General features: G+C 74.1%; 15 protein-coding genes and 1 pseudogene. 13 read left to right on the top strand and 3 right to left on the bottom strand.

Annotated features, from left to right (window positions below; genetic code table 11):
- Window positions 1–138: 138 nt before the first annotated feature.
- The 3 genes from OG435_RS16275 (at window position 139) to OG435_RS16265 (ending at window position 2,012) form a co-directional block, all read left to right on the top strand.
- Window positions 139–498, top strand: a complete 360-nt coding sequence (locus OG435_RS16275) for a histidine triad nucleotide-binding protein (protein ID WP_266877570.1) — start codon at window positions 139–141, stop codon at window positions 496–498.
- Window positions 499–501: 3 nt separating this feature from the next.
- Entirely contained in the window at window positions 502–1,410 is a 909-nt protein-coding gene (locus tag OG435_RS16270; RefSeq protein ID WP_266877569.1) for a ribonuclease Z, read from the top strand.
- Window positions 1,411–1,682: 272 nt separating this feature from the next.
- Window positions 1,683–2,012 (top strand): hypothetical protein, encoded by a 330-nt coding sequence (locus tag OG435_RS16265; RefSeq protein ID WP_266877568.1) that lies wholly within the window; start codon window positions 1,683–1,685, stop codon window positions 2,010–2,012.
- Window positions 2,013–2,301: 289 nt separating this feature from the next.
- Here the strand turns inward: OG435_RS16265 and OG435_RS16260 are convergent, their stop codons facing one another.
- Window positions 2,302–3,702 carry an MFS transporter gene (locus tag OG435_RS16260; protein ID WP_266877567.1) on the bottom strand — a complete coding sequence of 467 codons (1,401 nt, stop codon included), beginning with the start codon at window positions 3,700–3,702 and terminating at the stop codon, window positions 2,302–2,304.
- 280 nt (window positions 3,703–3,982) lie between these two features.
- Here OG435_RS16260 and OG435_RS16255 point away from each other — a divergent pair, with 280 nt between their 5' ends.
- The 6 genes from OG435_RS16255 (at window position 3,983) to OG435_RS16230 (ending at window position 9,417) form a co-directional block, all read left to right on the top strand.
- Window positions 3,983–5,080, top strand: a complete 1,098-nt coding sequence (locus OG435_RS16255; protein ID WP_266877566.1) for a carbohydrate kinase family protein — start codon at window positions 3,983–3,985, stop codon at window positions 5,078–5,080.
- A 545-nt stretch (window positions 5,081–5,625) separates the two neighbouring features.
- The gene (locus OG435_RS16250) at window positions 5,626–6,672 is read left to right on the top strand and encodes a PhoH family protein (protein WP_266877565.1); all 1,047 of its coding nucleotides are present in this window, start codon (window positions 5,626–5,628) and stop codon (window positions 6,670–6,672) included.
- A gap of 13 nt (window positions 6,673–6,685) precedes the next feature.
- Window positions 6,686–7,183 (top strand): rRNA maturation RNase YbeY, encoded by a 498-nt coding sequence (ybeY, locus tag OG435_RS16245; protein ID WP_266877564.1) that lies wholly within the window; start codon window positions 6,686–6,688, stop codon window positions 7,181–7,183.
- A complete protein-coding gene (locus OG435_RS16240) occupies window positions 7,180–8,487 on the top strand; it encodes a hemolysin family protein (protein ID WP_266881783.1) in 1,308 nt (435 codons plus the stop codon). Before ybeY ends, OG435_RS16240 begins: the two co-directional genes overlap by 4 nt.
- A 4-nt stretch (window positions 8,488–8,491) precedes the next feature.
- Complete coding sequence (locus tag OG435_RS16235; RefSeq protein WP_266877563.1) at window positions 8,492–8,854, top strand: MmcQ/YjbR family DNA-binding protein; 363 nt, start codon at window positions 8,492–8,494, stop codon at window positions 8,852–8,854.
- Window positions 8,855–9,060: 206 nt separating this feature from the next.
- The gene (locus OG435_RS16230; RefSeq protein ID WP_266877562.1) at window positions 9,061–9,417 is read left to right on the top strand and encodes a cytidine deaminase; all 357 of its coding nucleotides are present in this window, start codon (window positions 9,061–9,063) and stop codon (window positions 9,415–9,417) included.
- 25 nt (window positions 9,418–9,442) lie between these two features.
- Here OG435_RS16230 and OG435_RS16225 read toward each other — a convergent pair whose 3' ends face one another.
- Entirely contained in the window at window positions 9,443–9,934 is a 492-nt protein-coding gene (locus OG435_RS16225; protein WP_266877561.1) for an ankyrin repeat domain-containing protein, read from the bottom strand.
- A 25-nt stretch (window positions 9,935–9,959) separates the two neighbouring features.
- Window positions 9,960–11,318 (bottom strand): MFS transporter, encoded by a 1,359-nt coding sequence (locus tag OG435_RS16220; RefSeq protein WP_266877560.1) that lies wholly within the window; start codon window positions 11,316–11,318, stop codon window positions 9,960–9,962.
- Window positions 11,319–11,389: 71 nt separating this feature from the next.
- Between OG435_RS16220 and OG435_RS16215 the strand changes: the two genes are divergently transcribed.
- The 4 genes and pseudogenes from OG435_RS16215 to era all read left to right on the top strand — a co-directional run bounded on the left by OG435_RS16215 (window position 11,390) and on the right by era (window position 16,236).
- Window positions 11,390–12,439 (top strand): GlxA family transcriptional regulator, encoded by a 1,050-nt coding sequence (locus OG435_RS16215; protein WP_266877559.1) that lies wholly within the window; start codon window positions 11,390–11,392, stop codon window positions 12,437–12,439.
- Window positions 12,440–12,559: 120 nt separating this feature from the next.
- Entirely contained in the window at window positions 12,560–13,981 is a 1,422-nt protein-coding gene (locus tag OG435_RS16210; RefSeq protein ID WP_266877558.1) for a beta-xylosidase, read from the top strand.
- A pseudogene (locus OG435_RS50125) lies at window positions 13,978–14,784 on the top strand (WxL protein peptidoglycan domain-containing protein); the annotation flags it as partial. The gene OG435_RS16210 and the pseudogene OG435_RS50125, both read left to right, overlap by 4 nt.
- A 501-nt stretch (window positions 14,785–15,285) precedes the next feature.
- The gene (era, locus tag OG435_RS16200; RefSeq protein WP_374213701.1) at window positions 15,286–16,236 is read left to right on the top strand and encodes a GTPase Era; all 951 of its coding nucleotides are present in this window, start codon (window positions 15,286–15,288) and stop codon (window positions 16,234–16,236) included.
- The last annotated feature ends 2 nt before the right edge of the window (window positions 16,237–16,238 follow it).

Below are 16,238 nucleotides of genomic sequence, written 5' to 3'. Positions count from 1 at the left end.
ACGACGGGGCGGTGGCCGTGACGGGCCGGTAGTCGTGACGGGCCGCCGGTGCTGAAGGGCGCCCGGCCCTGACGGGTCCGGCGGGGTGGCGGTGGATACGATGCCGGAACCGATCACCCGTCACGAAGGGCTCAGCACATGGCCGGGGAACCGCAGGCCGACTGCCTGTTCTGCAAGATCGTCGCCGGGAACATTCCCGCGACGGTCGTCCGGGAGACGGACACGACCGTCGCCTTCCGCGACATCAACCCGCAGGCGCCCACCCACGTCCTCGTCATCCCGAAGGCGCACTACCCGGACGCCGCCTCCCTCGCGGCCGCGGAGCCCGGGACCGCCGCCGAGGTCCTGGCCGAGGCCGGCCGCGTCGCGGTAGACGAGGGGCTCGCCGAACGCGGCTACCGGCTCGTCTTCAACACCGGCGCCGGCGCCGGCCAGGTCGTCTTCCACGCCCACGCCCACGTCCTCGGCGGCCGTGGCTTCGAATGGCCCCCGGGATAAACCGTGTCGTCACGAGAATTCGTGGTGCTGGGCACCGCCAGCCAGGTGCCCACCCGCCACCGCAACCACAACGGCTACCTGCTGCGCTGGGACGGCGAGGGCATCCTCTTCGATCCCGGCGAGGGAACCCAGCGCCAGATGCTCCGCGCCGGGGTGGCCGCGCACGACATCAACCGGATCTGCGTCACCCACTTCCACGGTGACCACAGCCTCGGTCTCGCCGGGGTCATCCAGCGGATCAACCTCGACCGGGTCCCGCACCCCGTCACCGCCCACTACCCGGCCTCCGGACAGAAGTTCTTCGACCGGCTGCGGTACGCCACGGCCTACCGCGAGACCGTGCAGCTCGCGGAGGAACCCGTCGCCGAGGACGGGATCCTGGCGCGCGGGGACGCGTACACCCTGGACGCGGTACGGCTCTCGCACCCGGTGGAGTCCTTCGGCTACCGGCTCACCGAGCCCGACGGGCGCCGGATGCTGCCCGAACTGCTCGCGCTCCACGGCATCAAGGGGCCGGACGTGGGCCGGATCCAGCGGGAGGGCTCCATCGGCGGAGTCACCCTCGACGAGGTCAGTGAGGCGCGGGCCGGACAGCGGTTCGCCTTCGTCATGGACACCCGGCTCTGCGAAGGCGTCGAGGAGCTCGCGGCGGGCTGCGACATGCTGGTCATCGAGTCGACCTTCCTCGACGAGGACGTCCAACTGGCCACCGACCACGGGCACCTCACCGCGGGGCAGGCGGCGCGGGTGGCGCGGGACGGGGGCGTGCGGCACCTCGTGCTGACGCACTTCTCGCAGCGCTACACCGATCCGTCGGAGTTCGAACGGCAGGCCCGGGCGGCCGGCTTCGAGGGGGAGTTGACGATCGCCGCGGATCTCGTACGGGTACCCGTGCCGAGGCGGGCCGGGTAGGCCGATCGCCGCCTCCCGCCGACTCCTTGTGTCCGCACCTCGCCGTGCGGATGCTTGGGGTGCCGCGGCCCGTGGGGCCCGCACGGCGAATCGACGCACGGCGAGGGGGAGACATGACCGGGACATCCGGAGCGGGTGGGGCGAGGGGCGCGTCGTGGGGACCGGGAGGGGGGCCGGGAGGGCCGGGAGGGCCGGGAGCGGACGCCGAATCGGTGAAGGCCTCCGTTGAGGCTGCCTCGGCTGCCTTCGGGGGCACGGGGTTCGGGGCCACGATGACGGAAGCCGGCTTCAAGGGGCTCCGGGACGGGGAGCGCGACGGAGCGCAGGGCCCCGCCGATGCCGCGCCGGACGACGCCCCGTCCGAGGACGCGGAGGGGGCGGAAGCAGGGGCCGAGTTCTCCCCGGCCGACGACCACGCCGGGGCCGACGCCGCCGTCGAGGTGTACGAGGACCCTGCCGCCGACGGCACCGCGGCCGACGGATCCGCCCTTCCCCCGGGCGCGGGCACGGGTGCGCAGGAGTGGCCCTCCGGAGCTGGAGAGGCGGACGGCTCCCGGGACGACCCCGGGTCGGGCGGGGGAACGGGCGCGGCGGACCGGTAACCCTCGGACGGAGCCGGTTCCGATGCCCGCTCCCGGCACGACCGCGTGCGTACGCGCAGGGGCGACCGACCGGCACGACGGCTTGCCCGTGCGGGACATGTGGGCACGGGGCGCAGGCCGTTGGCGCCGCGGCCCGCGCGGGGCGTTCCCGCGGGGCAGGAAGAGAACGACCCGGGGGCCACGCCGGATCGGCCGCCGGAGCCGTGTGGGATCGGCCCAGGCGTAGTGCTCGCCGGCGCTTTCGGAGCCTGCCCATGCGGGGCGCGGGTGTGGGGCCGGGAGGCGGTGCCTACACGTCGGCCCCGACCCGGCGTCGTGCCCTGTCGCGGCCGCGGCGGGTCGCCGTCGGGGAGGGGAGCAGGACCCGGAGCGGAGGCAGGCGCAGTGGGCGGGCGCGGAGTTGCGGGAGTTCCACGACCTCCAGCTCCTGCGCCCCGACGCGCGGCACCGAACCGGCCGGCGTCCCGGCTCCGGCGGCGAGCACCGCCGCCGGAGCCCCGCCGCGCCGCCGCACCGAGCCGGGGGTCAGCGGGCGGCCACCGACGTGCAGGGCGACCCCGGCCATCGGCCCGGCCACCGCCAGCAGCAGGATCCCGAGGGCCAGGCCCATGCCGGGGAACCCGGCGGCCTCGGCGAGCAGGCTCCCGGTGACGGGCCCGCAGGCCACGCCGAGCGAGGACGCGGAACCGACCAGGACGGCCCAGCGCCCGCGCGGGTCGAGGGCGGCGGCGAGGCCGATGGCGTAGGAGAGCGCGACGGGGTACACCGCGTTCCACAGGATCTCCCCGGCCGCGAAGGAGCCCAGGTCCCGCGCGTGCGAGGCGAGCACCACGCAGCAGGCGATGACCACCGTGCCCACGCCCACCGGGACCGCCCGACCGAGCCGGGACCCGAGCAGGGAGGCGGCCGTGACCCCGAGCAGCCCGGCGCCGAGCGCGGCCGCGAAGACGATCCCGAGGGTGACCTCGGACAGGCCCGCCTGCTGCGCGCCGATGCGGCCGCTGACGCCCCACAGGGCGTTCTGGGCCAGCGACCAGAGCATCAGGGCCCCGGCGAGCACCACCCCGGCGCGCGGGTACGGGAGCCGCCCGGAGGCCCGTACGGCCGGGTCGGTGTCCTCGGGACGGCCCGTGGGGTCCGTGCGGTCGGCCCCGGGCAGGCGGCCCGTCGCCGGCCAACACGCCAGCGCGACCAGGGCGATCGCCGCGAACGGCAGTCCGTGCCCGCCGCCGAGCCGGGGCAGGGTCAGGTACAGGGCCCCGGCCGTCGCCGACACCGACAGCAGCCCCAGCGCGGAGGTCCGGTGCGGGTCGCGCTGCGCGGCGATCCCGGAGGCGGCCACGGCGGTGGCCGTGCCCGAGCCGAAGCCGCCGAGGACGGCGCCCGCGACGACGAGGGGGAGCTGCGCGGTGGCGGCGGCCGTGCCGTACCCGAGAACGGCGAGCAGCAGCCCGAGCCGCGCCAGCGGGCGCGGCCCGAGGCGCGGGATGCGGGAGGCGAGGGTGAATCCGGCGGCGGCCGAGCCGAGCAGCAGGACCGAGCCGATCAGCCCGGCCTGCGCGGGGCTCAGCGGGAGGTGCGCGTCGAGTCGGCCGACGACGGTCGGCAGCAGGTACGGGGCGACGTAACCGGAGGTGAAGAGCGCGACGAGCGGCCAGGCGGCGGGCGGCGCGGGGGTGCGGTCGGGCACGATTGTTCCATGTGGTGCAGGTGGAGCATGAGATACCGCAAGACCGCGGGGCTCATATCTATCAAGCGGCCCGATCCTCCGAGAAGGGCGTTCAGGCGGTGATCTGCGTCACACTGTATTCCGGGCCCGCCCGGGAGGGAGGGCCTGACGGCGGGCGTGGGTTGAATCCCTTGGGAAGTCCCCTCAGGAAGTTCCATGGGGAAGCCCGTTGAAGAGACGTCCATTGAAGAAACGACCCGCCAAGATCAGAACGCGCGCCGAACCGAACGGGGAGTACAACGTGACCAGTCGCAGCAGCCGGGACAGCCTCGACTCCGCCGTGGACCCGCTCGGTCCGCTGCGCGACCCCCATGAACCCGGCTGCGACGTCTTCCTGACCGGCACGGTCTTCCTCGACATCATCTTCACCGGCCTCGAATCGGCCCCCGTGCGCGGCACGGAGTCCTGGGCGCGCGGCATGGGTTCCAGCCCCGGCGGCGTCGCCAACATGGCCACCGCCCTCGCCCGCCTCGGCCTGCGCACCTCCCTGGCCGCCGCCTTCGGGGACGACCACTACGGGGAGTACTGCTGGGACGCGCTCGAACAGGGCGAGGGCATCGACCTGTCGATGTCGCGGACCGTGCCCGGCTGGCACAGCCCCGTCACCGTCTCGATGGCGTACGAGGGCGAGCGCACGATGGTCTCCCACGGCCACGAGGCCCCGCCCCCGGCGGGCCCCGGCCCGTTCCCCCAGTGCCCGCCCCGCGCCCGCGCGGCCGTGGCCTCGCTCGGCCCGGGCGGTGGCGAGGCCTGGGTCGCCGAAGCGGCCCGGCGCGGGGCCCGGGTCTTCGCCGACGTCGGCTGGGACGACAGCGGGCGGTGGGACCTGGCGGCGCTGGCCGACCTGGAGCACTGCGAGGCCTTCCTGCCCAACGCGGGGGAGGCGATGGCCTATACGCGCACCGACTGCCCGCGCGCGGCGGCCCGGGCGCTGGCCGAGAAGGTGCCGATCGCGGTGGTGACGATGGGCTCCGAGGGCTCGTACGCGGTGGACGGGCGGACCGGGGAGACGGCCGAGGTCCCCGCGATCGCGGTCGACGCGCTGGATCCGACCGGGGCGGGTGACGTGTACGTGGCGGGGTTCCTCACCGGCACCCTCGCCGAGTGGCCCCTCGCCGACCGGCTCGCCTTCGCGGGTCTGACGGCCGCGCTGTCGGTGCAGGAGTTCGGCGGCTCCCTGTCGGCCCCCGGCTGGACGGAGGTGGCCCATTGGTGGCGCACCGCCCCGGAGGCCCTGCGGGGGCGGTACGGCTTCCTGGACGACCTCGTCCCGCGGGCGGCGGAGCCGGCGAGCCGGCGCCGGGCGGTCCCGACGATCGGCTTCCGCCACTCGGCGTAGGCCTGGCCGGCCGGGGGAACGGGGCATGCGGGGCCGCGCCCCCGCCCCCGGAGGCCCGGGGCCCGACCCCATAGGCCCCCGGCCCCGGAGGCCCGCGCCTCTGGAGGCCCGGGGCCCCTGCCCCGGAGGCCCCCGGCCCCTGAGGTCCGCGCCCCGGGCGCCCTCGCCCCCGACCTGGGCGGTCCGGCCCCGGCGGGTCGGTCGGGTGCGGCGCCGTTCCCGGGGGCCGGCCCCCGGACCCCCGCTCCTCAAACGCCGGAGGGGCTGATTCGGGCCGGTAGGGCCGGTATGGACAGGGGGACACCAGTCAGAATGAGCCCCGCCGCCCTGTGACGCGCGCCCGGGCCGGGCCCGCGCCCGCCGGGGAACGGACCGCGACGGCCCCGGATCCGCCGGGCTCGCGGCCCGCCCCGGGCGGGTCCCCGTACGCGACCCCGTAAAACCCCTCGGGGATGGCCGAGTGGCGACGTAGGCTTGGAAGTCCGGTGGCCGTCGATCGGCGCGGCCCCTCAGTGGGAGGTATGCGCAGGCCACAGTGCCGGCCCATGACTCAGACACCGACAGCCAAGACCCCCGCGCCGGGGCAGGCGCGAGCCCACTTCTCCGTACCGGCCACCCATCCGATGGTGTCCGTCCTCGGCTCGGGCGACGCCCTGCTGCGCGTGATCGAGAAGGCCTTCCCGAGGGCTGACATCCATGTTCGGGGCAATCAGGTCAGTGCGGTCGGCTCGGCGGCGGAAGTCGTGCTGATCCAGCGCCTGTTCGATGAGATGATGCTGGTGCTCCGCACCGGGCAGCCGATGACGGAGGACGCAGTGGAACGCTCGATCGCCATGCTCAAGTCGAGCGGCAACGGCGGTGGCCCGGACGAGACCCCCGCCGAGGTGCTCACCCAGAACATCCTCTCCAGCCGCGGCCGGACCATCCGTCCCAAGACGCTCAACCAGAAGCGGTACGTCGACGCGATCGACAAGCACACGATCGTCTTCGGCATCGGCCCCGCCGGTACCGGCAAGACCTACCTCGCCATGGCCAAGGCGGTCCAGGCCCTGCAGTCCAAGCAGGTCAGCCGGATCATTTTGACCCGCCCCGCCGTCGAGGCCGGAGAGCGGCTGGGATTCCTCCCCGGCACGCTCTTCGACAAGATCGACCCGTACCTGCGGCCGCTCTACGACGCCCTGCACGACATGATCGACCCGGACTCGATCCCGCGGCTGATGGCGGCGGGGACCATCGAGGTGGCGCCCCTGGCCTACATGCGCGGCCGGACGCTCAACGAGGCCTTCGTCGTCCTCGACGAGGCGCAGAACACCACTCCCGAGCAGATGAAGATGTTCCTGACCCGGCTCGGGTTCGACTCGAAGATCGTCGTCACCGGCGACGTGACCCAGGTCGACCTGCCGGGTGGCGCCAAGAGCGGTCTGCGGCAGGTGCAGGACATCCTCGAAGGCGTTCCGGACATCGCCTTCTCGCGGCTCACGTCCGAGGATGTCGTCCGGCACAAGCTGGTCGGCCGTATCGTCGACGCGTACGAGAAGTACGACGACAGCCAGGACGCGAAGCAGTCGCGGAACGGCTTCCAGCGGAAGTAGAAACCAGCGCACCATGTCGATCGACGTCAACAACGAGTCCGGAACCGAGGTCGACGAGCGGGCGATCCTCGACATCGCCCGCTACGCACTCGCCCGGATGCGGATCCACCCGCTCTCGGAGCTCTCCGTCATCGTCGTGGACGAGGACGCGATGGAGCAGCTCCACATCCAGTGGATGGACCTGCCCGGACCCACCGACGTCATGTCCTTCCCGATGGACGAGCTGCGTCCGCCGAAGAAGGACGAGGAGGAGCCCCCGCAGGGGCTCCTCGGTGACATCGTGCTCTGCCCCGAGGTCGCCAAGAAGCAGGGCGAGGACGCGCCGACGCAGCACTCCATGGACGAGGAGCTCCAGCTCCTGACGGTCCACGGGGTGCTGCACCTGCTCGGGTACGACCACGAGGAGCCGGACGAGAAGGCCGAGATGTTCGGCCTCCAGGCGGCCATCGTCGACGGATGGCGCGGCGAGAACGGCGTGACCGGCCCGTCCCCGGCCCCGACCGTCTCGTGACCGGCGATCCGCAGCTCATCGCCGGCGCCGTGGTGCTGGTGGTGGTGGCCTGGTTCGCCGCGTGCGCCGAGTCCGGAATCGCCCGGATCTCGGCCTTCCGCGCCGAGCAGGCCGTACGGGAGGGCCGGCGCGGCAGCGCGAAGCTGGCGCAGGTCGCCGGCGACCCCACCCGCTACGTCAATGTCGCGCTGCTGGTCCGGGTCACCTGCGAGATGGCGGCGGGCGTGCTCGTCACGTACGTCTGCCTCGACGAGTTCGGGGAGAACTGGACCGCGCTGCTCGTGGCCATCGGCGTGATGGTGCTCGTGTCCTACGTGGCGGTCGGGGTCTCCCCGCGCACCATCGGCCGGCAGCACCCGCTGAACACGGCGACGGCGGCCTCGTACGTCCTCGTACCGCTCGCCCGGATCATGGGGCCGGTCCCTCAGCTGCTGATCCTCCTCGGCAACGCGCTCACGCCCGGAAAGGGCTTCCGCAAGGGGCCCTTCGCCTCCGAGGCGGAGCTGCGCGCGATGGTGGACCTCGCGGAGAAGGAATCGCTGATCGAGGACGACGAGCGCCGCATGGTGCACCAGGTCTTCGAGCTGGGCGACACCCTCGTGCGCGAGGTCATGGTGCCGCGCACCGATCTGGTCTGCATCGAGCGGTACAAGACGGTCCGTCAGGCGACCACGCTCGCGCTGCGGTCCGGCTTCTCGCGGATCCCGGTGACCGGGGAGAACGAGGACGACATCGTCGGCATCGTGTACCTGAAGGACCTGGTCCGCAAGACGCACATCAGCCGGGACACGGAGAGCGAACTCGTCTCCACGGCGATAAGGCCGGCGGTGTTCGTGCCGGACACCAAGAACGCGGGTGACCTGCTGCGCGAGATGCAGTCGGTGCGCAATCACGTGGCGGTGGTCATCGACGAGTACGGAGGCACCGCCGGCATCGTCACCATCGAGGACATCCTGGAGGAGATCGTCGGCGAGATCACCGACGAGTACGACCGGGAACTCCCGCCCGTGGAGGAGCTGGGCGGGGACCGCTACCGGGTCACCGCGCGGCTGGACATCACCGATCTCGGTGAACTGTTCAAGGTGGACTCCTTCGACGACGAGGACGTCGAGACGGTCGGCGGACTGCTCGCCAAGGCGCTGGGCCGGGTCCCGATCGCCGGCGCCTCGGCGATGGTGGACCTGCCCGACGGGCGGCCGCTGCGGCTGACGGCGGAGTCCCCGGCGGGACGACGGAACAAGATCGTGACCGTGCTGGTGGAGCCGGTGACCCCGGCGGACGGCCAGGACGGCGAAACGGAGTGACCGAGTGACGCCTGCGGAGCTGCGCGCTTTCTGCCTGGGGTTCAACGCGGCGGTGGAGGAGTTCCCCTTCACCCCGGAGACCTCGGTGTTCAAGGTGCTGGGGAAGGTGTTCGCGCTGAGCGCGCTGGACGGCGACCCGCTGAAGGTCAACCTCAAGTGCGAACCGGAGCGGGCGGTGGCGCTGCGTGCGGAGCACGAGGCGATCGTGCCGGGCTGGCACATGAACAAGCGGCACTGGAACACCGTGACCGCGGGCGGGCCGGGGGCACTGCCCGACGCGCTCGTACGGGAGCTGGTCGAGGACTCGTACGACCTGGTGGTCGCGGGCCTGCCGAGGGCGGAGCGGCTGCGGCTCGACCGGCCGTAGGGGGCGTCCTGCGCTCCGGGCGGCGGAATCGGGGAGGGGTCCAAGGTCATCGATCAAGGGACCTTCGGGGCCGTGCCCGCGCTTACGCAGCGCTAAGTTTTATCCCTGCGCCACCAAGATCCCGGGGGGACACCAGGGGTGGAGGGGAGAGCGCGTCCGCGGGGTCGTCGTGCGGCCCCGCGGACGCGCTCCATATGCTTCGGGCTATGACCGACAGCACCGGGATCGACCCCGAAGACACCAAGATCATCACGTTGGCGCGCAGCGCCCGGGCCCGCAACGGCGTGCCCGAGGGGGCGGCGGTCCGGGACGAGACCGGCCGTACGTACGTCGCCGGAACCGTGGCACTGGACTCCCTGAAGCTGAGCGCGCTCCAGACGGCCGTCGCGATGGCCGTGGCCAGCGGCGCCCAGTCCCTGGAGGCGGCGGCCGTCGTCAGCGCCGCCGAGACCCCCTCCGACGCCGACCGCGCGGCGGTCCGCGACCTCGGCGGCCCGGACACCCCGGTCCTCCTGGCAGGCCCGGACGGCACCCTGAAGTCGACGACTGCGGCCGGAGCCTAGGCCGGAGCCTGGGCCCCGCCCCGGCTCAGATCCGCAGCAGGTCCGCCGTTTCGGTGTGACCGAAGCGGGTCGCCCACTCGGCGGGGGTCAGCGCTTTCCAGCGGAAGTGCGGATCCGCTCCGTGCTCCAGCAGGACCCTGGCCGTTCCCGTGTGGCCCTCGGCCCCCGCGCGGCCCAGAGCGGTGGCGCGCAGCCGGTTGGCGCGGTCGGGGTCGGCGCCTGCGGCGAGCAACTGCCTCACGATGCCGGTGCGGCCCCCGGTGGCCGCCTGCACCAGGGGCAGTTCCTCGTCGTACGGGCCCGTGGTCTGCTCGGGGTCCGCGCCGGCCGCGAGCAGCAGGCGCACCACGCCGTCCCGGCCGCCGCGTACCGCGAGGTCCAGGCCCGTACGCCCTTCGGCGTCGCGCGTGTCCGCGGGGACGCCCCGGCCCAGCAGCCGCGACACGGCCGCCTCGTCCCCGGTCCCCGACGCCCGTACGAGCTCCTCCGCCGCGGCTGCCCCACCCCTGTCGTCCACAGGCGCATGGTCGCAGGACGGCCCCTCAGCCCGCGACGGCCCCGGCAGGGCTCCGGCGGCGGATGACCATCGCCATCAGGGCGGCCATCGCGCACAGGGCGCCCGAGGCGTACCAGACGGGGTCGTACGAGCCGAAGGCGTCCCGGGCCAGGCCGCCCAGGAAGGCCACCAGCGCGGCACCGATCTGGTGCGAGGCCAGGACCCAGCCGAAGACGATGGCTCCGTCGTCCCCGTAGTGCTCGCGGCACAGCGCGATCGTCGGCGGGACGGTCGCGACCCAGTCCAGGCCGTAGAAGACGATGAAGAACACCATCGGCGGGTGCACGGTCGGGGCCAGCAGCATCGGGAGGAAGAGCAGGGAGATCCCGCGCAGGGCGTAGTAGACGGCGAGGAGGCGGCGCGATTCGAAGCGGTCCGTCAGCCAGCCGGAGAAGACCGTGCCGATCACGTCGAACACGCCGATCACGGCGAGCAGCCCGGCCGCCGCCGTCACTGGCATGCCGTGGTCGTGGGCCGACGGGACGAAGTGGGTCTTCACCAGCCCGTTGGTCGAGGCCCCGCAGATCGCGAAGGTGCCCGCCAGCAGCCAGAAGGGGCCGGTCCGGGCCGCCTTGGCCAGGACGCCCAGGGCCCGGCGGGCGGCGCCGGGAACGGGGGCGGGCTTGGGCGTGTACGGGCCCCCGTACGGCGTGGTCCCGATGTCCGCCGGGTGGTCGCGCAACAGCAGCCAGACGAAGGGCACCACGGCCAGGGCCGCGAGCGAGACGGTGACGGCCGCCGGGCGCCAGCCGTGGTTCTCGACCAGCCAGGCCAGTAGCGGCAGGAAGACCAGCTGGCCGGAGGCCCCGGCGGCGGTCAGGATGCCGGTGACCAGGCCGCGCCGGGCGGTGAACCAGCGGCTGGTCACCGTCGCGGCGAAGGCCAGGGCCATCGAGCCGCTGCCCAGGCCGACCAGGACGCCCCAGTAGAGGACCAGTTGCCAGGAGGCGGTCATCCACACCGTGGCCACCGAGCCGCCGGCTATGACGGTCAGTGCGAGGGCGACGACCCGGCGGATGCCGAAGCGGTCCATCAGGGCGGCGGCGAAGGGCGCGGTGAGCCCGTACAGCGCGAGGTTCACGGAGACGGCGAGGCCGATCGTGCCCCGCGACCAGTCGAACTCCTCGTGCAGCGGCTCGATGAGCAGACCGGGGAGCGAGGCGAAGGCGGCGGCGCCGATGATCGTCACGAAGGCGACGGCGGCCACGAACCAGGCGCGGTGGACGCGGTGCGGCCCCCGCGGCGATGCGTCGGCGGGGGCGCCGGGGACGCCGGGGTCGGCGGCCTGGCCGGAGGCGGGCGTCGGTGCGGGGGAGGGGCCGGGGCCCGGGTCTGTCTGCGTCACGTCGACAGTTTCCGGCCGCCGGGGACCCCTACGACAGTGGCCTGACCGACACCCTTCGATATGATCGGGCCATGGAGCCCCGCGCGCACCGTGTCCCCCGCGTCCACCGTGTCGTCGTACTCGCCCTCGCCGGGCTGCTGCCCTTCGAGCTCGGGATCCCGCACCGGATCTTCGGGCGGGCGAAGGATGCCGCCGGGCGGCCGCTGTACGAGATCGTCACCTGCGGGCTCGCCCCCGGCCGGGTCCCCACGGACGCCGACTTCGACGTCCACGTCGAGCACGGCCCCGAACTACTGGCCACGGCCGACACGGTGGTGGTCCCCGCCTCCTACGAGCTGGGCCCCGTCCACGACGAGGGCCGGCTCACCCCCGAACTGGCGGCGGCCCTCGCCCACATCAGGCCGGGCACCAGGCTCGTCTCCATCTGCACCGGCGGCTACGTCCTGGCCGCCGCCGGGTACCTGGACGGCCGCCGGGCCACCACCCACTGGTCCTCCGCCGAGCACTTCCAGCGGACCTTCCCGGCCGTCCTGGTCGACCCGGGCGTGCTCTACACCGATGACGGGGACGTGCTCACCTCCGCCGGAGTCGCCGCCGGGATCGACCTGTGCCTGCACATCGTGCGCCGCGACCACGGCGCTGCCGTCGCCAACGACGTGGCCCGGCGCACCGTCGTACCGCCGCACCGCGAGGGCGGGCAGGCCCAGTTCATCGAGCGCCCGGTGCCGCAGCCGCAGCGGTCGGCCACCACCGCGGCCCGCGCCTGGGTACTGGACCGGCTGCACGAACCGCTGCGGCTGACCGACCTGGCCCGGCAGGAGGCCATGTCGGTACGGACCTTCACGCGCAGGTTCCGCGAGGAATCGGGGCTCAGCCCGGGCGAATGGATCGTCGGGCAGCGGGTGGAGCGGGCCCGGGCCCTGCTGGAGCAGACCGATCTGCCCATGGAACACGTGGCCCGGGAGGCGGGCTTCGGGACAGCGCAGTCCCTGCGCAAGCACGTCCAGGCGGCGCTCGGCGTGAGCCCGACGGCCTACCGGCGGACCTTCAGGGCGGCCGCACCGGGAGCCACCCTGCCATCTCCTGATGGGACATCAGTTGCTGCCGGGTCCGTGCATTGACTTATCCCCCCGCCCGCTCGTGAATGGCCCCCTGGCGGGGTACGGGATCCCAGGGGGCGGTCGGTGCGGACTTCGGCGCGAATAACGGCGCGGCACAGAGGATGGTCGGCGGCCGTCGGCATGGCGGTACTGGCCGCGGCGACCGGGGGCGCGCTGAGCGCACCCGCGGCCGCGGAGGGGGAGACGCCGCCCGGGCAGGTCGAGTTCCCGACGCACTGCCTGCCGCCCCAGGAGGCCGGACTGCCACCGGCCGACGGGCCCACCACCGCCCGGGTCACCGTGGACGACCTGACGCCGCGCGTGGGCGACACCGTCACCGTCACCTACCAGGTGGCCCGGACCCCCGCCGTGAACCCGCTCGCCGTCGCGCTGCCCGGTGACGTCCTCACCCCGACGGGGCGGATCGTCCTCGGAGGCGCACAGCAGGGCGAGGTCACCGTCGTCGGAGCCAAGCGCAACGACCCCGTCGAGGTGGGCGGGGCGCTGCCCGCCGTCACCATGACCGGCACCTTCACCGTCACCGCTCCCGGCGAGATCACCCTGGCCCCGGGCGGCTACACCTTGCACACCGGTCACCTCCTCGAACTCGACACCGTGTGCGCGGTCGCCGGGGGCGGGGAGGCGGGGCCGGATCCGGATCCGCGGCCTTCTGTGTCGGCCTCGGCTTCGGCATCGGCGTCCGCGTCTGCGGTCCCGTCGGCCCCGTCGTCGCCGGGGGCGCTGCCGCTGCCGGCGCCGCTCCCCGGCGGAGCCCCGGTGGCGCAGCGGATCACCGCGAGCCCGCTGCCGGCGGCCAACGTGCGCGCCGTCGCGCTCGGCACGGCCGCGGGCGGCCCGGGCGCCAAGGTCAAGGTCACCGGAGCCGGCTTCCTCCCCGGCGCGGAGGTGACCGTGGCGGGCCGGGCGGGCACGGCGGAGACCGCCGACCGGGTCATCGCCAAGGCCGACGAGCTCGGCGTGGTCCTCGCGGAGCTGCCGGTCACGGACCGGGCGACCACCGCCGTCGTGGCGTACGAGGGCGCCGCCTGGACCCCGGAGCTCGGATCCGGCCCGGCCGCGTACACGGTGATCGTCGCCGCCCCGCTGCCGCCGGGCAGCCAGACGGTGACGGCGGTCGTGGAGCCGGGCGAGCTCGGCATGACCCAGCAGGGCGACGCGGTGACCCTGGCCGCGGTCCCGTACGGGGACGGGGGCGCGGCGGCCGGCCGGATCGGCACCGTCACCGTCAAGGACGCCCGCGGCGGGCCGGCCGGGTGGTCCCTGATCGGCAAGGTCACCGATTTCACGGGCGCCGGCGGGCTCCGGATCCCGGGCGCCTCCCTGAGCTGGACCCCGACGTGCGTGGCCGCGGCCGGCAGCCCCAGCGTGTGTGCGCCGGGCAGCGCGGGCACCGTCGGGCCCGATGGCGCGGTGCTGGCCTCCACCGGTGACGCGGCGCTCGTGGGCGGCACCTTCACCGTCGACGCGGGCGTCACCCTCCAGGTGCCCCCGTACACCCCGCCGGGTGCGTACACGGCGGTGCTGACGCTGACGTTGTCGTGACCGGGCCCGGCCTCGCCGCAGCCCCCCGTGTGCCGCTGCGCGGTGCGAAGTCCCCTACCCGCCCTTCGCCCGTTCCCCGGGGCTCCGCCCCGGACCCGTTCCCGGGGGCCAGCCCCCGGACCCCAGCTCCTCAAACGCCGGAGGGGCTGAATTTTCGCCGGCGTCGGCCACATCCAGCCCGGCCACATCCAGCCCCTCCGGCGTTTGAGGAGCGGGGTCTGGGGCGGAGCCCCAGGGGGGTCCGGGCGCAGCCCGGGGAACAGGGGAAGGGCGGGGCGGGGAGAGGAACCCCCCGGGGCCTCCCCGCACATGCACGCCACCACCGCCCCGCAGGCGCGCAAGCCGCGCAGGCCCTGGCCCCGGCCCGGGCCCCGGCCCCGCACGCATGGCGCCGTCCGGTCGGGGTGGCGGTCGCCGCCCTGCTCGTGGGGCTCGGGATCCTGCTCGGCGGGGCCGGGACGGCCAGGGCCGCCGACAACGGGCAGTGGTCCGTGCTGCCCGCCGCCAACACCCTCGGGCAGCGCCCGTACTTCTACCTCGCCGCCGCCCCCGGCCAGCGCGTCACCGACTCCGTGACCATCGCCAACCGCACCGACCGCCCCCGCACCTTCCGCCTCTACGCCGCCGACGCCTACAACACCGCCCGAGACGGCGGCTTCGCCCTGCGCGGGCCCGAGGAGCCGCGCACCGCCACGGGTGCCTGGACGGCGCTGGCGCGGGAGCGGATCACCGTCCCGGCGAAGACGGCCGTCGACGTCGGCTTCACCCTCACCGTCCCCGACCGGGCCGAACCCGGGGACCACCCCGGAGCCGTCGTCGCCCTGGAGGACCGGCCGGGCGCCGCCACTCAGGGGATAGGGATCCAGCAGGCCGTCGCCGCCCGCGTCTACCTCCGGGTGACCGGTCCCACCGCCCCCGCCCTGGCCGTCGAGGAACTCCGCACCGTCCGTCGCGGCGCGGCCGGCGCGGAGGTCTCGTACACGCTCCACAACCTCGGCAACGTCACCCTGCGCCCCCGCGCCACCCTGACCGCCTCCGGGGCGCTGGGCCGGGGACTGCTCTCCCGCCCCCTGACCGGCCTGCCCGCCGAGCTGCTGCCCGGCCAGCGGGTCCGGCTCACCGCGCGGTGGGCGGACCCGCCCGCCCTGGAATGGGCCCAGGTCGCGGTGGTGGCCCGGGCCGACGGCACGGCGGCCGAGGCCACCACCGGACACGCCGCGCACCCCGCCCTGAACGGCCTGCTGGCGGCCGCATCGGCCCTCGTCGCGGCGGCCTGGTCGGCGCTGGGAGCCGCATCGGGGAGAATGGCCCGTATGAGCGATCGTTCCCCCGAGACCACCAGCCCGCACCGTGCGGGCTTCGCATGCTTCGTCGGCCGTCCCAACGCGGGGAAGTCGACCCTGACCAACGCGCTCGTGGGTACCAAGGTCGCGATCACCTCCAACCGGCCGCAGACCACCCGCCACACGGTCCGCGGCATCGTGCACCGTCCCGACGCCCAGCTCGTCCTGGTCGACACGCCCGGCCTCCACAAGCCGCGCACCCTGCTCGGCGAGCGCCTCAACGACGTCGTGCGCGCGACCTGGTCCGAGGTCGACGTGATCGGCTTCTGCCTGCCCGCGGACCAGAAGCTCGGCCCCGGTGACAAGTTCATCGTCAAGGAGCTCGCGGGGATCAAGAAGACCCCCAAGATCGCGATCATCACCAAGACCGACCTCGTCGAGTCCAAGGTGGTGGGCGAGCAGCTCATCGCCGTGCACCAGCTCGCCGAGGAGCTCGGCTTCGAGTGGGCCGAGATCGTTCCCGTCTCGGCGGTCGGCGACACCCAGGTCCAGCTGCTGGCGGACCTGATCGCGCCGATGCTGCCCAAGAGCCCGCCGCTGTACCCGGAGGGCGACCTCACCGACGAGCCCGAGATGGTGATGGTGGCGGAGCTGATCCGCGAGGCCGCGCTGGAGGGCGTACGGGACGAGCTCCCGCACTCCATCGCCGTGGTCGTCGAGGAGATGATCCCCCGGGAGAACCGCCCGGCGGACCGCCCGCTGCTGGACATCCACGCCAACCTCTACATCGAGCGGCCGAGCCAGAAGGGCATCATCATCGGCCCGAAGGGCGCCCGCCTGAAGGAGGTCGGGATGAAGTCGCGCAAGCACATCGAGGCGCTGCTCGGCACCCCGGTCTTCCTCGACCTGCACGTGAAGGTCGCCAAGGACTGGCAGCGCGACCCCAAGCAGCTGCGCAAGCTGGGGTTCTAGCA

The sequence above is a fragment of the Streptomyces sp. NBC_01264 genome (assembly GCF_026340675.1).
Classification (GTDB): Bacteria; Actinomycetota; Actinomycetes; order Streptomycetales; family Streptomycetaceae; genus Streptomyces.
The sequence above is the reverse complement of the archived record's forward strand: the minus strand, read 5'-3'. Positions and strand labels throughout refer to the sequence as shown.

What these genes read in the sequence shown, in the direction of transcription:
- OG435_RS16275 (WP_266877570.1), top strand. Translation starts at nt 139, where the DNA reads ATGGCCGGGGAACCGCAGGCCGACTGCCTGTTCTGCAAGATCGTCGCC.
- OG435_RS16265 (WP_266877568.1), top strand. Translation starts at nt 1,683, where the DNA reads ATGACGGAAGCCGGCTTCAAGGGGCTCCGGGACGGGGAGCGCGACGGA.
- OG435_RS16250 (WP_266877565.1), top strand. Translation starts at nt 5,626, where the DNA reads ATGACTCAGACACCGACAGCCAAGACCCCCGCGCCGGGGCAGGCGCGA.
- ybeY (WP_266877564.1), top strand. Translation starts at nt 6,686, where the DNA reads ATGTCGATCGACGTCAACAACGAGTCCGGAACCGAGGTCGACGAGCGG.
- OG435_RS16230 (WP_266877562.1), top strand. Translation starts at nt 9,061, where the DNA reads ATGACCGACAGCACCGGGATCGACCCCGAAGACACCAAGATCATCACG.
- OG435_RS16215 (WP_266877559.1), top strand. Translation starts at nt 11,390, where the DNA reads ATGGAGCCCCGCGCGCACCGTGTCCCCCGCGTCCACCGTGTCGTCGTA.
- OG435_RS16210 (WP_266877558.1), top strand. Translation starts at nt 12,560, where the DNA reads ATGGCGGTACTGGCCGCGGCGACCGGGGGCGCGCTGAGCGCACCCGCG.
- era (WP_374213701.1), top strand. Translation starts at nt 15,286, where the DNA reads ATGGCCCGTATGAGCGATCGTTCCCCCGAGACCACCAGCCCGCACCGT.